At 40.6% G+C, this 13,858-nt stretch carries 10 protein-coding genes, 1 tRNA gene and 1 pseudogene; 9 read left to right on the forward strand and 3 right to left on the reverse strand.

Annotation, left to right across the window (positions count from 1 at the left end; genetic code table 11):
- The first annotated feature begins 80 nt into the window (after positions 1-80).
- A tRNA-Leu gene (locus tag ABYD77_RS13395) sits at positions 81-165 on the forward strand.
- Between the two features lie 107 nt (positions 166-272).
- On the opposite strand, the gene ABYD77_RS13400 is transcribed toward ABYD77_RS13395, so the two are convergent.
- Positions 273-1,430 carry an FAD-dependent monooxygenase gene (locus ABYD77_RS13400; RefSeq protein WP_372770635.1) on the reverse strand — a complete coding sequence of 386 codons (1,158 nt, stop codon included), beginning with the start codon at positions 1,428-1,430 and terminating at the stop codon, positions 273-275.
- Between the two features lie 223 nt (positions 1,431-1,653).
- Between ABYD77_RS13400 and miaB the strand changes: the two genes are divergently transcribed.
- From miaB to lnt, 5 genes are all read left to right on the forward strand, one after another.
- On the forward strand, positions 1,654-3,084 hold the full coding sequence (gene miaB / locus ABYD77_RS13405) for a tRNA (N6-isopentenyl adenosine(37)-C2)-methylthiotransferase MiaB (protein WP_372770636.1): 1,431 nt from the start codon (positions 1,654-1,656) through the stop codon (positions 3,082-3,084).
- A 50-nt stretch (positions 3,085-3,134) separates the two neighbouring features.
- Complete coding sequence (locus ABYD77_RS13410) at positions 3,135-4,187, forward strand: PhoH family protein (RefSeq protein ID WP_372770637.1); 1,053 nt, start codon at positions 3,135-3,137, stop codon at positions 4,185-4,187.
- The gene (ybeY, locus tag ABYD77_RS13415) at positions 4,187-4,636 is read left to right on the forward strand and encodes an rRNA maturation RNase YbeY (RefSeq protein ID WP_372770638.1); all 450 of its coding nucleotides are present in this window, start codon (positions 4,187-4,189) and stop codon (positions 4,634-4,636) included. The genes ABYD77_RS13410 and ybeY overlap by 1 nt, the downstream gene beginning before the upstream one ends.
- 99 nt (positions 4,637-4,735) lie before the next feature.
- Complete coding sequence (gene corC, locus ABYD77_RS13420) at positions 4,736-5,623, forward strand: CNNM family magnesium/cobalt transport protein CorC (protein WP_372770639.1); 888 nt, start codon at positions 4,736-4,738, stop codon at positions 5,621-5,623.
- 29 nt (positions 5,624-5,652) lie between these two features.
- Positions 5,653-7,158, forward strand: a complete 1,506-nt coding sequence (lnt, locus tag ABYD77_RS13425) for an apolipoprotein N-acyltransferase (protein ID WP_372770644.1) — start codon at positions 5,653-5,655, stop codon at positions 7,156-7,158.
- 205 nt (positions 7,159-7,363) lie between these two features.
- On the opposite strand, the gene ABYD77_RS13430 is transcribed toward lnt, so the two are convergent.
- Both ABYD77_RS13430 and ABYD77_RS13435 read right to left on the reverse strand, forming a co-directional pair.
- The gene (locus ABYD77_RS13430; protein WP_372770640.1) at positions 7,364-9,754 is read right to left on the reverse strand and encodes a Lon protease family protein; all 2,391 of its coding nucleotides are present in this window, start codon (positions 9,752-9,754) and stop codon (positions 7,364-7,366) included.
- Between the two features lie 94 nt (positions 9,755-9,848).
- Positions 9,849-10,325 (reverse strand): hypothetical protein, encoded by a 477-nt coding sequence (locus ABYD77_RS13435; RefSeq protein ID WP_372770641.1) that lies wholly within the window; start codon positions 10,323-10,325, stop codon positions 9,849-9,851.
- 238 nt (positions 10,326-10,563) lie between these two features.
- Between ABYD77_RS13435 and leuS the strand changes: the two genes are divergently transcribed.
- From leuS to ABYD77_RS13450, 3 genes and pseudogenes are all read left to right on the forward strand, one after another.
- Positions 10,564-13,152: a leucine--tRNA ligase gene (leuS, locus tag ABYD77_RS13440; RefSeq protein WP_372770642.1), complete on the forward strand. Its 2,589-nt coding sequence runs from the start codon at positions 10,564-10,566 to the stop codon at positions 13,150-13,152.
- Positions 13,152-13,640 carry an LPS assembly lipoprotein LptE gene (gene lptE / locus ABYD77_RS13445; protein ID WP_372770643.1) on the forward strand — a complete coding sequence of 163 codons (489 nt, stop codon included), beginning with the start codon at positions 13,152-13,154 and terminating at the stop codon, positions 13,638-13,640. The genes leuS and lptE overlap by 1 nt, the downstream gene beginning before the upstream one ends.
- Positions 13,640-13,858, forward strand: a pseudogene (locus ABYD77_RS13450) (DNA polymerase III subunit delta); the annotation flags it as partial. The gene lptE and the pseudogene ABYD77_RS13450, both read left to right, overlap by 1 nt.

A 13,858-nucleotide genomic window follows, 5' to 3' on the forward strand; every position in this document is an offset into this window, starting at 1 on the left:
CCCCTGTTCAAATCAGGGCGTAGCCACCATGTTTTACATGGACTACCAAAAAACAGTTCTCTGTTTTGAAATATCCTTGTGCGGGAGTGGCGGAATTGGTAGACGCGCTGGATTTAGGTTCCAGTATCTTCGGATGTGAGAGTTCAAGTCTCTCCTTCCGCACCATGTTTCTTCTAGATTGATCCTTTTATCCTTTTATCCTTTTATCCTTTTATCCAAAATATTTTAGTCGCCGTTATTACGCTATTTCTTTCTCTTCAGAAAAAAGGCCATTATAAATAATGGCCTACTGCATATTTTAACATCTGACTTTTTACTGGACCCAGTTTACTTAAGCCAGCAATTGCACTTTGCCGTAATAATTTTAATGGTGTTAACTCATTTGAAAACGCAAAGTAACATGCATCCATCATACTCATCATTGCCAAGTTAGGGATCCGGCGTTTTTGTTCATAATCCTTTAAGACCTTTGTCAGGCAAGTTTCTTTAGATAAGCTTTTAACTAATTGCGCAACATCTTTAAATCCGAGATTAACTCCCTGCCCTGCTAATGGGTTGATGGCATGTGCAGCATCGCCTACAAGTACACAGTGACCTTTGCTGTATTGATTTGCATGTTGGCGCGTCAGTGGGAAAACTGCCGTTTTGATAATTTCAAAATCACCTGGAAGCGATGGATAGTTTGCTAAAATTGCATCTTTTAAATTGCTTTTAGTACCGTCAGCTAATTTTCTTAACGTGTCTTCGTGGTTATACCAAATTAAATTAGCGTAAGGTGCCTGCATTGGTAAAAATGCGACAGGACCAGTTGGTTGAAACTCTTGCCAAGTAATATCTTGCTGCTCAGCATCAAGTTTAATTAATACACCCATACATGCTTGTTGATATTGCCAACCAGTCGTACCAATACCTAATAGTTCACGTGTATGAGAACGTGCACCATCAGCAACAATCACTAAATCAGCTTCAATTGTTTGAGATTCATAGCATAGCGATGTTTTGTCACTACTATGTAAAATCCCTTCTAACTTGCCTAAATCACTTAGTACAGTAATAGTGTGATGGCTGAATTCTTGCCAGATACAGGCCTGGATCATGCTGTTTTCAATAATATGACCTAAATGTGATTCACCAATTTCCGCATTGTTGAAAATAAGCGGCGATTTCTGATAGTCCTGCACACTCAAGCGCTTGTATTCAGCGCTACGTGATTGCGCAATATGCTGCCAAGCCCCTAATTCTGCGAGTAAATTTTCAGAAAACAAATTAAGTGCTGAAACCCGTATATCAATGTGTTCGCTACTTAGCACATTTGCAGCATCGATGGGATTATTTTCAATGAGCTTTATGGTATGTCCTTGTTTTGCCAATGCAACTGCCGCAGCAGCACCCACCATGCCACCACCAATAATACTAATAGATAAACTCATACGAAAAATCCCTCAAATTTTACTGCCTGTTATTCTAACGTAAGCCCTTAGCAAAAGTTTGATTTTGATTCATATTTTTTAAGAAAAATTAAAAAGAGAGTAATCGCCTTATTGTTTTGATGAATAACTGCTGATGATTTTGCAAACATATTTGAATCCACCTACGCTTAAGGATAAAATACGCGTCCTTTAAGCTGTAAGTAATTTGTTGAGGCACGATAACATGGGTAAAAAGCTGCATATCAAAACATGGGGCTGTCAAATGAACGAGTATGACTCGAAAAAAATGGCAGACCTATTAGATGCTAGCAATGGTTATGAATTAACTGAAGAAGCAGAGAATGCAGATGTTATTCTTCTAAATACGTGTTCAATTCGTGAAAAAGCACAAGAAAAAGTATTTCACCAATTGGGCCGTTGGAAACTGTTAAAAGATGACAACCCGAATTTAGTCATTGGTGTAGGTGGTTGTGTTGCTTCTCAAGAAGGCGAAACAATTCGCCAGCGTGCACCATTTGTCGACATCGTATTTGGTCCACAAACATTGCACCGTTTACCTGAAATGATCAAACAAGTTCAAGAAGAAAGCGGCTCTGTAATTGATATCTCATTCCCTGAAATTGAAAAATTTGACCGTTTGCCAGAACCAAAAGCAGAAGGTCCAAGTGCGTTTGTATCAATTATGGAAGGTTGCTCTAAATATTGTACTTTCTGTGTTGTACCTTACACACGTGGTGAAGAAGTAAGTCGTCCACTTGACGATGTATTACTTGAAGTTGCTCAGCTTGCTGAACAAGGCGTACGTGAAGTAAATCTTCTTGGCCAAAACGTAAATGCTTATCGTGGTGAAACGCACGATGGTGAGATTTGTTATTTCTCTGATTTGCTGCGTTATGTTGCTGCAATTGATGGTATCGACCGTATTCGTTATACCACGTCGCACCCAGTTGAATTTACGCCTGATATCATTGAAGCCTATGCCGACGTACCAGAGCTAGTTGATCACTTACACTTACCAGTTCAAAGTGGTTCAGACCGCATTCTAGCACTTATGAAACGTGGTCACACTGCGCTTGAGTACAAGTCGACGATTCGTAAACTACGTAAAATTCGCCCTAACCTAAGCATGAGCTCTGACTTTATTATTGGTTTCCCGGGTGAGTCTAACGCAGATTTTGAAGCGACCATGAACCTTATCAATGATATTGGTTTTGATATGAGCTTTAGCTTTATTTACAGTGCACGTCCTGGTACACCAGCAGCTGACTTACCAGATGATGTACCTGAGTCTGAAAAGAAAGAGCGTTTATACATTTTGCAAAACCGCATTACACAAATGGCGCAAGATATCAGCCGTAAAATGTTTGGTACTGAACAACGTATTTTGGTTGAAGGTCCATCGAAAAAGAATCCAATGGAGCTTCGCGGCCGTACAGAGAACAACCGTGTTGTAAACTTCGAAGGCCCTCATTCAGTAATTGGTCAATTTGTTGATGTAAAAATTACAGAAGCCTTACCAAACTCGCTACGTGGTGAACTAATTCGTACCGAAGCCGAAATGGAGCTGCGTAAAGACGTTGCGCCAAGTGATATCTTAGGTAAAGCACAAAGCAAAGAAGCTAACGAATTGGGTGTTGCAACATTTACACCTTAGATTTAAATTTGGTGTGGCATTAAATGCCACACCAAGCCAAGGAACCCATTTTGAGTACCCAGTTAAAAACTTTAGAAACTTATCTCGAACCTTCTGACAACAAACGTCTTGCTTCACTGTGTGGCCCATTCGACGAAAATATAAAACAAATCGAACGTCGTCTTGGTGTTGAAATAGCACATCGTGAAAACCACTTTAAAATCACCGGTAACGCACACAATGTAATTGCTGCAACCGAAGTTATTAAAAATCTCTATATTGAAACACAGCCAGTGAAAGGTATTTGTAAAGATATCGAACCTGATTTAGTGCATTTAACCATTCAAGAAACCACAGTACTTGAGCAAGACGATGATTTATATCGAGATGAACTTGTAATCAAAACCCGCCGTGGTGTAGTTAAACCTCGTAACCCAAATCAAGCAACCTATATCAAAAACGTGCTATTACACGATATTACTTTTGGTATTGGCCCTGCAGGTACAGGTAAAACGTATCTTGCTGTTGCTGCCGCTGTCGATGCGCTCGAGAGACAAGAAATTCGCCGTATTTTGCTGACTCGACCTGCGGTTGAAGCAGGTGAAAAATTAGGTTTTTTACCGGGTGATTTAAGCCAAAAAGTCGACCCATACCTACGCCCACTTTATGATGCACTTTTTGAAATGTTAGGTTTCGAACGTGTTGAGCGTTTAATCGAGAAAAACGTGATTGAAGTAGCTCCGCTTGCATATATGCGTGGTCGTACTTTAAATGATGCCTTTATCATTTTAGATGAAAGTCAAAACACCACGGTAGAACAAATGAAAATGTTCTTAACCCGTATTGGTTTTAATTCAAAAGCAGTGATTACAGGCGATATCACTCAGGTGGATTTACCGCGCGGTGCACGCTCAGGGCTTCGTCATGCCATCGAAGTACTAAGCGATGTAGAAGCCATTAGCTTTAATTTCTTTAAGTCACACGATGTTGTTCGTCACCCTGTTGTTGCGGCGGTTGTTGAAGCATACGAAAAACATGATGAAATTGAACGCTTAAAGAAAATCGAAAAGAAAAAGCAGCAAGAGCTTGAAAAAGTAAATGCAGAAAACGAGTCAAAAACCTAATGATTGAATTAGATTTACAAATTGCCCATGAATTTGACAACTTGCCAACATTTGAGCAGTTTGAGCTGTGGGCAAATAAGGCGCTTACAAATTTAAAACCAGACGCAGAGCTGACCATCCGCATCAGTGATGCCAGCGAAAGCCAGCAATTAAATCATGAGTATCGTGGCAAAAATAAGCCAACTAATGTGCTCAGCTTTCCATTTGAGGCACCACCAGGCATAGAGTTACCGTTAATTGGTGATTTGATCATTTGCCCAGAGGTCGTGCTGCAAGAATCTGTTGAACAAGAAAAGGCGTTTCATGACCATTTTGCCCATATGGTAATTCATGGCTGCTTGCATTTAATGGGCTATGACCATATAGATAGTGAAGAAGCATTGGAAATGGAATCGCTTGAAAAGCAGTTGCTTGCTGAATTAGCGATAGCCGATCCATATCGCGATTAATTTTATTTTTGAAATTTTTACTAAATTTGATATAACAAGCGTGGATTTACCGAATAGTTAAATCCTTACTTTTTTTAAAATGGAGCTAATAAAGCGCTTATGAGCGACGAAAATTCGCAATCTAGTCAGGGTTCTTCTGGTAAAACTTGGTTAGATAAAATTACCCAAATGTTACAAGGGGAACCCCAGAATAAAGAGCAGCTTGTCGAAGTCATTATCGATGCTGAAGAAAGAGACTTGATCGACCCAGAAACCAAAGAAATGATGAAAGGTGTTTTGGGTGTATCGGAACTAAAAGTTCGCGATATCATGATCCCGCGCTCGCAAATGATTACACTGGATGTAGAACAAACAATCGCCGAACTGCTGCCTATTATGGTTGAGTCATCTCACTCCCGTTTTCCGGTTGTGTGCGAAGACAAAGATCATGTAGAAGGCGTTTTGCTGGCGAAAGATCTGTTACCGCTTATTTTAAAAAACCAAGATGAGCACCCGCCACTACGCGACTATTTACGCCCTGCCGTTATCGTGCCTGAGAGTAAACGTGTTGACACTCTCCTTAATGAGTTTCGCCAACAGCGCTACCACATGGCAATTGTAATTGATGAATATGGCGGTGTTTCTGGTTTAGTTACCATTGAAGATATTCTTGAGATCATTGTCGGCGAAATCGAAGATGAGCATGATGATGAAGAAGAAACGCAGGATATCCGTCAGGTAGCTAAGCACGTTTACTTAGTGCAAGCACTGACGCCACTTGAAGATTTTAACCAGCACTTCGGTAGTTATTTTGATACAGATGAAGCAGGAACCATCGGCGGCATTATTTTGCACGCGTTTGGTCACATGCCATCACGCGGTGAAACAATTGAAATCGATGGATTACAATTTAAAATCACCAACGCTGATAGCCGTCGCATTCTGCAAGTACAAGTAACGTTACCTAAGAGCGATGATAATAACGAAGACGTTCAGACAGATAATTAAACGTGACTCTATCAAACGTAAAATCAAAAATGCTGGCATTATTTGCCGGCATTTTTATGGTGTTAGGTTATGCACCATTCAATCTCTGGCCGATTGCGCCTCTCGCTTTAGCAACCCTTTTTTATCTAAATAACAATGCATCAAATAAAATAGCGGCAACGAATGGCTTTTTATTCGGTTTAGGCTGGTTTGGTGCAGGCATCAGCTGGGTACATGTATCGATAGCCCAATTTGGTGGCCTGCCCTTAATTGCCTCTTTATTACTAATGCTGTTGTTAGTCTCCTATTTAGCAATTTACCCAGCATTAGCTTGCTGGTTGACGCATAAATTTAGCGCTAGAAATTCGTTATCCATTTCATATATTGCTTGTTTTATACCGCTCTTTATTTTGATGGAATACCTACGTGGTAAACTTTTAACAGGGTTCCCTTGGTTAAGTTTTGGCTACACCCTTACCGACAGCCCTTTTGCAGCATTAGCGCCTTGGATTGGTGAAATGGGATTAACTGTAGTGGTATTATTTATTGCATACGCCATGTTTTCTGCAAGTAAAAAGCGTTTTAAGCCGATTATGGCCTCGTGTGTCATTATCTCTACTGCACTTATCAGCGCACACTTAGCAAGCCGTGTAAGTTATAGCGATAAAACAATCGATGTTGTGCTAGTACAAGGTAATATCAAGCAAGAATTGAGATTTGCCCCAGAAAACTTCTGGCCTACCATGGCAAAATACCAAGATATGACACGCCCAAATTGGCAAGCTGACTTAATCGTTTGGCCTGAGGCGGCTATTCCTGAAATTGAAGTATTAGTCGATGATTACTTAGCAAATCTCGATAAAGCAGCTGCATTTAATAATACCGCGCTAATTACCGGTGTTTTAGACTATCAACTGGGCACAAAAACGGTTTATAACAACCTTGTTGCTGTGGGCAAGAAGAATGCAGATGACACAACAGGGCACTATCACTACTTACATACTAATCGCTATAGCAAACATCAACTTTTACCAATTGGCGAGTTTGTGCCATTTGAGCAGTTGCTCCGCCCTATTGCGCCACTATTTAACTTAGATCATTCCTCTTTTACCCGAGGTGAAGCAAAGCAAGCTAATTTAGTCGCTAACGGCTTTAATGTACTGCCAGCAATTTGTTATGAAATCGCATTTACCGATTTAGTTCGTGGTAATTACACTGAGAATTCGGATCTTTTGTTTACCGTTAGTAATGATGCTTGGTTTGGTAATTCACATGGCCCCCACCAACATATGCAAATTGCGCGTATGCGTGCACTGGAGCTTGGCTTACCGCTGATTCGTGTAACCAATAACGGGATAAGCGGAGTTTACGACCCAGTAGCAAAACAGGGGCAATACTTGCCACAGTTTGAAGCCGCTGTAGAGCGCTTAAAACTGCCATTACTCACTGGCAATACGTTCTTCAGTCAGTTTGGTAATTATCCATTATATGTATTTTTGTTGTCGAGCTTAATAATAAGCTTGCTGATTCAGTATCGATTACGCCACAAGGTTTAATATTTAAATATTAAGTCTCTATTTGCGAAATAGTTAAAGTTATAAAGGCGTAATAAACATCGTTAGAACTGAGTTTTAGCAAGTAACACACTGCGTTCGAAAGTTAGGATTATTAAAAATTGTATCTATAATAGGTTTATAAACGTAAAAACAGCCAAATTGAAAAAGCAGACTGAAAAAGCAGTCTGCTTCATTTAAGTTAGCGCTACTCTTCAACACCACCATTGATTACTTCCGCAAAATGACTAAGGCGTCGTAAGGCTAAGTCATGTATTGTATTTTTGCCATACGTACCTTTTGCCGATAATTCACCGGCAGGCTTGTTCAGTAAGATTTCAAACGCTTGATCTACTTTATCGACAGCGTAAATCGTAAACTGTCCTTTCGCTACCGCATCAACAACCTGAGCATTTAAAACCAAGTTATGCACATTCGATTGCGGGATAATCACCCCTTGCGCACCATTCAATCCGCGCATTTGGCATAACTTGAAAAAACCTTCGATTTTTTCGTTCACACCACCAATCGCTTGTACTTCACCATGTTGGTTAATAGAACCTGTTAATGCTATGCCTTGATTAATTGGCAAACGTGTAATTGCGGAAACCAGTGCGCAAAGTTCTGCAAGTGATGCACTATCACCATCAATCGAGCCATAGCTTTGTTCGATGGCAATATTAGCACTTAAGGTAAGAGCGAAATCTTGCGCGTATTTGTTACCTAAATAGCCCGTTAAAAGCATTACTCCTTTACTGTGAATAGACTTACCTAAATCGGCTTCGCGTTCTATATCAACAATGCCATCACTGCCAGCATAAACTGTCGCGGTAATGCGTGCAGGCGTGCCAAAGCTGGTATCACCAATATGGAGTACAGTTAAACCATTAACGCAACCTACTTGGCTGCCTTCAGTTTGAATAAGCACATGACCTTCTTTAATTTCGGTCATAAAAGATTCACTAATTTGCCCAGTACGATATTGTTTACTCGCAAGTGCTTCATCAATGTGGCTGGCCTCGATCGTTGTATCTCCATCCTGTCTTGCAAAAAACGCAGCCTCATTTGTAAGCTCAATCACATCTGCAAAACGCGCTGAAAGCTTGCGTTGGTGCTCGGCTTGGCGATGGCTAAATCGTAATAACGCAGCAAAAGCTTCTGGCAAAAGCGTCATCTCTAGCGTATCTGCTGCGTACTTTTGTACTCGACTAATAAGCTGAAACTGATATTTATCGGTTGCCGGAATATGATAATCAAAATCTGCAAGCACTCTAAAAAGCTCGTTAAATTCATCATCATATTCTTGCATTACGTAATACAAATCACGTGAACCTAAAAGAATGATTTTGACATTAAGCGGAATTAACTGTGGTTTGAGTGTAAAACTGCCACCAACACTCGAATCTTGTGCTGCAAGGTCTGTTTTTATCTGCTTACTTTTAAGGCTAAGTTTAAGTGCATCCCACACTTGACTATTGGACATTAACTTTTCCGCGTCCATTACCAAGTAACCGCCGTTGGCACGATGCAGCGCACCTGATTGAATCGAACGGAAGCTGGTTACAATTGAACCCGATTGTGACGTGTATTCAACCTTGCCAAATATATTGCCAAATGTCGGGTTAGGCTCGTAAACTACTGGCGCGCCTTCTTCTTTGTGGCTCACGATGATATTTGGCGCAATATACTCAGTTAGCATTGCGCGCTTATCGAGATCTTCTTTATTGTTGTCGTCGCTGTCTTCGCCTAACCATTCAAGTACTGCGTCAATTAATTCCGCTTTAAGTTCTCTTAAATACTTAACAATACCAAGGTGGCTGGTGTACTTATGCTCTAAGTCTTTTAACAGTGGTTTAATGGCTGTTTCGACCGTTTTTTGTTTGAGTTCACGTAACTTTTCTGAAGACTCACGCTTCCAACGCGGGAGCTCAATTAAGGCTTCATTTAATGCACTTTCTAAACGTGAAATAACATCGTAAAAATATTGTTTTTGTTCATCATCAAGGCTTGCGAATTCAGCATCATCAAGTTGTTTGCCATCAATCACTGGGGCAAAACTGATCACCCCAGACTCTTCAAATAACGCCACGTTATGCTGATTTGCAATTTTTTCGACGATTTCAAGTGCTTCATCGTATTTTTCATTAAAGCTGCTATCGATTGCTTTTTTCTGACGTTGATAATTTGGGTTATCAAACGCTGCTGGGAAGGTATCTAAAATCTCATCGATAAGTGAATCAATATCATCACAAAACAGTTTCCCCTCGCCTGCTGCCATAAAGATGGCACTCGGTTGACGGTGTTCATCAAAATTATTTAAGTAAAGCCAATCAGGCGGTGTTTGCTTGGTACGGCTTTGTGCAGCTAATTTTTCTTGCACCATAGTAAAGCGGCCAAGTGCTGGTTCGCCCATCACATAAATATTGTATCCGGGTAAGTCCATGCCTAAAGCAAAGTCAATGGCACTTTGAGCGCGTTTTTGGCCAATGATGGTATATTCATCTGGATATGCCTGTGCCATACAGGTTTCTATTGCGTGCAACTCTATTTGAGGTGCTAAAACATCTGCACCTAATTTATTCTGTTCGCCAATGTTCATTTTACTACCGTCCTTATTAGCGCTTGCTCGCTATCGCATTTTTTGTATGAGTCTACTCAAGTCCTTATAAAATAACACCTGAAAGTTTAAATATTTATGGCGCACTAGCTATGCGATGAAATTCAATGGCATCGCACTCAGTACACGAATCAAGCTGACTTGGGTGAGTGAAATGTTTAATCTCGCCACATTGACGACATTGAAATTCACCGAAAGAAACCCATTCGCCTTGTTTGTAAATACCATTATGTTCAAAATCATCTAAAATGAGTGACCACTCAAGTTGAGTTTTATCAACTAAATGGGAAAGAGCTAACCACCATTCTTCATTAAACTCTGCAATGGCAAGATCATTTACATTTTGCTCTTTACGCCGCTTTTTGAATTCTTCAAGATCGCGCTTAAGGTAGTAGCTGTAATCTTGAATTTGTTCTTTTGAATATTTTCCTAACGCACTTAACTCTTTTTGAAAATCAAAAAACGCCTTTTGAACCTCTTTTAACTCATGCTCGCTCAAGTCTGTGAGCCATGATTGAAAACGCTTAATGTAGTTGTTGTAACTGTCTTTCATTTTGCACCTCCATTTCCTTCTTAGTTAAGTATAGTCATGTTACAAAAAATATCTTGTTTCAAGCAGTTAACTGAACATTAATGCAGCAATTTGAACCTAGCTTTACAACTTTTAAAGTGCAGATAAATGTACATAAAAAACTTAACCATAATCGGCAGCTAAGGGTGTATTAGCGCCGCAATTTACGCTATGCTAAGCGCCAATTTTTATTTATTTTGCAAGTAGTTTGGAAATTAGAATGCAAGAGCAATACAGCCCGCAGGATATCGAACAGAAAGTTCAAAAATATTGGGATGAAAATCAAACATTTAAAGTAACTGAACAAGAAGGTAAAGAGAAGTTCTACTGCCTATCAATGTTCCCTTACCCAAGTGGTCGCCTGCACATGGGTCACGTACGTAACTACACAATTGGTGATGTAGTATCGCGCTTCCAACGCTTGCAAGGTAAAAATGTAATGCAACCTATGGGTTGGGATGCATTTGGTCTGCCTGCAGAAAACGCTGCAATTAAAAACAACACTGCACCTGCAAAATGGACCTATGAAAATATTGACTACATGCGTAACCAGTTAAAACAACTTGGTTTTGGCTACGACTGGGATCGTGAAATCGCGACTTGTCATCCAGAATATTACAAATGGGAACAGTGGTTCTTCACCAAGCTTTATGAAAAAGGCCTTGTATACAAAAAAATGTCAACAGTTAACTGGGATCCAGTTGACCAAACCGTACTTGCAAATGAGCAGGTAATTGACGGACGTGGTTGGCGCTCTGGTGCCATTGTTGAGCAAAAAGAAATTCCACAATGGTTTATTAAAATCACTGATTATGCGCAAGAGCTACTTGACGATTTAGATAAACTTGAGCACTGGCCTGAGCAAGTTAAAACCATGCAGCGCAACTGGATTGGTCGCTCTGAAGGTTTAGAGATTGACTTTAAACGCGCTGATAATGGCGAAACATTTACGGTTTATACCACTCGTCCAGATACTTTTATGGGTGTAACGTACGTTGGTGTTGCAGCAGGTCACCCTATTGCACAAGAAGCCGCAAAAAATAACCCTGCCGTTGCTGCATTTGTTGAAGAATGTAAGAACACCAAAGTTGCTGAAGCTGATATGGCAACAATGGAGAAAAAAGGCATCGACACAGGCTTTAAAGCGATTCACCCATTAACTGGTGAAGAAGTACCTGTATGGGCTGCTAACTTTGTACTAATGGACTACGGTTCGGGTGCGGTAATGGCCGTACCAGGTCACGACCAACGTGACTTTGAATTTGCTAGCACCTACGGCCTTGAAATCAAACAAGTGATTGCACCTGTTGAGGGTTCTGAATTAGAAGCAAATATCGCGAATGAAGCATTCACCGAAAAAGGTGTGTTAATTAACTCTGGCGAATTTGATGGTCTTGAGTTTGAAGCAGCATTTAATGCGATTGCTGACAAACTAGAAGGCATGGGCGCTGGTAAGCGTAAAGTTAACTTCCGTCTACGTGACTGGGGGGTAAGCCGTCAGCGTTATTGGGGTTCACCAATCCCAATGTTGAATAAAGAAGATGGTTCTGAGCTTGCTGCAACAGAAGACATGCTACCAGTACGTCTTCCAGAAGATGTAGTAATGAACGGTGTAACATCGCCAATCAAAGCCGATCCTGAGTGGGCTAAAGCAACAGTTAATGGCGAGCAGGTATTCCACGAAACTGATACGTTCGATACCTTTATGGAATCGTCTTGGTACTACGCACGTTACTGTAGCCCACGTTACGATGAAGGCATGCTAGAGCCAGGTGCAGCTAACTACTGGTTGCCTGTAAACCAATATATCGGTGGTATTGAGCATGCAATTTTGCATTTACTTTACGCACGTTTCTTCCACAAATTATTACGTGACTTTGGCCTAGTTAATTCAGATGAGCCTTTTGAGCGCTTACTTTGTCAGGGCATGGTATTAGCTGAAACTTATTTCCGTAAAGACGAAAAAGGCGGCGATATCTGGATTTCGCCAAGCGATGTTGAAAACGAAAAAGACGATAAAGGTCGTATCGTTAAAGCATGGCACAAAGACGATGGTCAACCAGTTGAATCAGCTGGTATGAGCAAAATGTCTAAGTCTAAAAATAACGGTATTGATCCGCAAACGGTTATTAACCAATACGGTGCTGATACAGTTCGTTTATTTATGATGTTTACAGCGCCACCAGAGCAAACACTAGAATGGTCTGATTCAGGTGTTGAAGGTGCGCATCGCTTTATTAAGCGTGTATGGAAATACGCGGCCGAAGTAATGGCAAATGAGCGTACAACGCTTGATGCAGCATCACTTTCAAACGAGCAAAAAGTACTTCGTCGTGAACTGCACAAAGCCATTGCTAAAGTGTCTGATGATTTAGATCGTCGTCAAACATTTAATACTGCAATTGCAGCGGTAATGGAGCTATTAAACAAACTCGTTAAAGCACCATTAAACGACAGCAACGATATTGCGATTGGCTATGAAGCGCTTGAAGCAATGATCATCATGCTTTCACCAATTACGCCACACGTATGTCATGAGCTTTGGTTAAGCTTAGGTAAAGACGGTGATGTAGTTGATGCACCATGGCCAGCAGTTGATCAATCAGCAATGGTTGAAGACGAAAAGCTAGTTGTTGTACAAGTTAACGGTAAAGTACGCGGTAAAATTACTGTTGCTGCTGATGCAGACCAAGAAGCAGTTGAAAAAGCAGCGTTCTCTGAGCCAAATGTGACTAAGTTCACTGATGGTTTAACTATCCGTAAAGTTATCTTTATTAAAGGTAAATTACTAAACGTGGTTGCGAACTAATGTTTGCACCACGCCTTTTACAAAACACAGCATTATTGCTGTGTTTTGTATTACTCGTTGGCTGCGGTTTTAAACTGCGTACCGCATCTGTGTTACCAAAAGATTTACAAAATCTCGTGGTGACTGCAAACAATCCTGATTCGCAACTTTATGCCGAGCTGCAAAAAAGCTTAGCATTAAGTAATATCAATACAACAGATGAATCACACGCAAGTGCTGAACTCAAACTGCTAAATGATTCATTGACGCGACGCACTTTAAGTTTGTTTCCAAATGGTCAGGTTGCTGAACATGAGCTTATTTATACCGTTCGCTATCAACTCATCCGCGACCAACAAAAACCAATTACCAACAGTTTCGAGCTCACCCGTAATTATCAGGATGACCCAGACAATGCACTGGCAAAATCGCGCGAAATGGAGCTTATTTTAAGCGAGTTACGAACGCAGGCGAGCAACCTGATTATCCGTCAACTTGGGCAGTATTAATGCGCATTTACCCAAATCAAGTAGCAAGTAATTTAAAACAAGGCTTAGCACCTTTTTACTTACTGTTTGGTGAAGAAGCATTTTTACTAAATTTGGCAGCCACTCAGATAAAATCAGCAGCGAAGTCGCAAGGCTTTGATGAAATAATCCGTTTTGCTGTATCGCCGCAGTTTGACTGGCAAGAAGTGTTACAAGAATACGCCAGCTTATCACTCTTC

The sequence above is a fragment of the Pseudoalteromonas sp. genome, assembly GCF_041629635.1.
GTDB lineage: Bacteria > Pseudomonadota > Gammaproteobacteria > Enterobacterales > Alteromonadaceae > Pseudoalteromonas.

Bases quoted from the DNA above. Each gene is read 5' to 3' on its own strand.
- ABYD77_RS13430 (WP_372770640.1), bottom strand. From the start codon at position 9,754: ATGAACATTGGCGAACAGAATAAATTAGGTGCAGATGTTTTAGCACCT.
- lptE (WP_372770643.1), top strand. From the start codon at position 13,152: ATGTTTGCACCACGCCTTTTACAAAACACAGCATTATTGCTGTGTTTT.
- lnt (WP_372770644.1), top strand. From the start codon at position 5,653: ATGCTGGCATTATTTGCCGGCATTTTTATGGTGTTAGGTTATGCACCA.
- miaB (WP_372770636.1), top strand. From the start codon at position 1,654: ATGGGTAAAAAGCTGCATATCAAAACATGGGGCTGTCAAATGAACGAG.
- corC (WP_372770639.1), top strand. From the start codon at position 4,736: ATGAGCGACGAAAATTCGCAATCTAGTCAGGGTTCTTCTGGTAAAACT.
- leuS (WP_372770642.1), top strand. From the start codon at position 10,564: ATGCAAGAGCAATACAGCCCGCAGGATATCGAACAGAAAGTTCAAAAA.
- ABYD77_RS13400 (WP_372770635.1), bottom strand. From the start codon at position 1,430: ATGAGTTTATCTATTAGTATTATTGGTGGTGGCATGGTGGGTGCTGCT.
- ybeY (WP_372770638.1), top strand. From the start codon at position 4,187: ATGATTGAATTAGATTTACAAATTGCCCATGAATTTGACAACTTGCCA.
- ABYD77_RS13435 (WP_372770641.1), bottom strand. From the start codon at position 10,325: ATGAAAGACAGTTACAACAACTACATTAAGCGTTTTCAATCATGGCTC.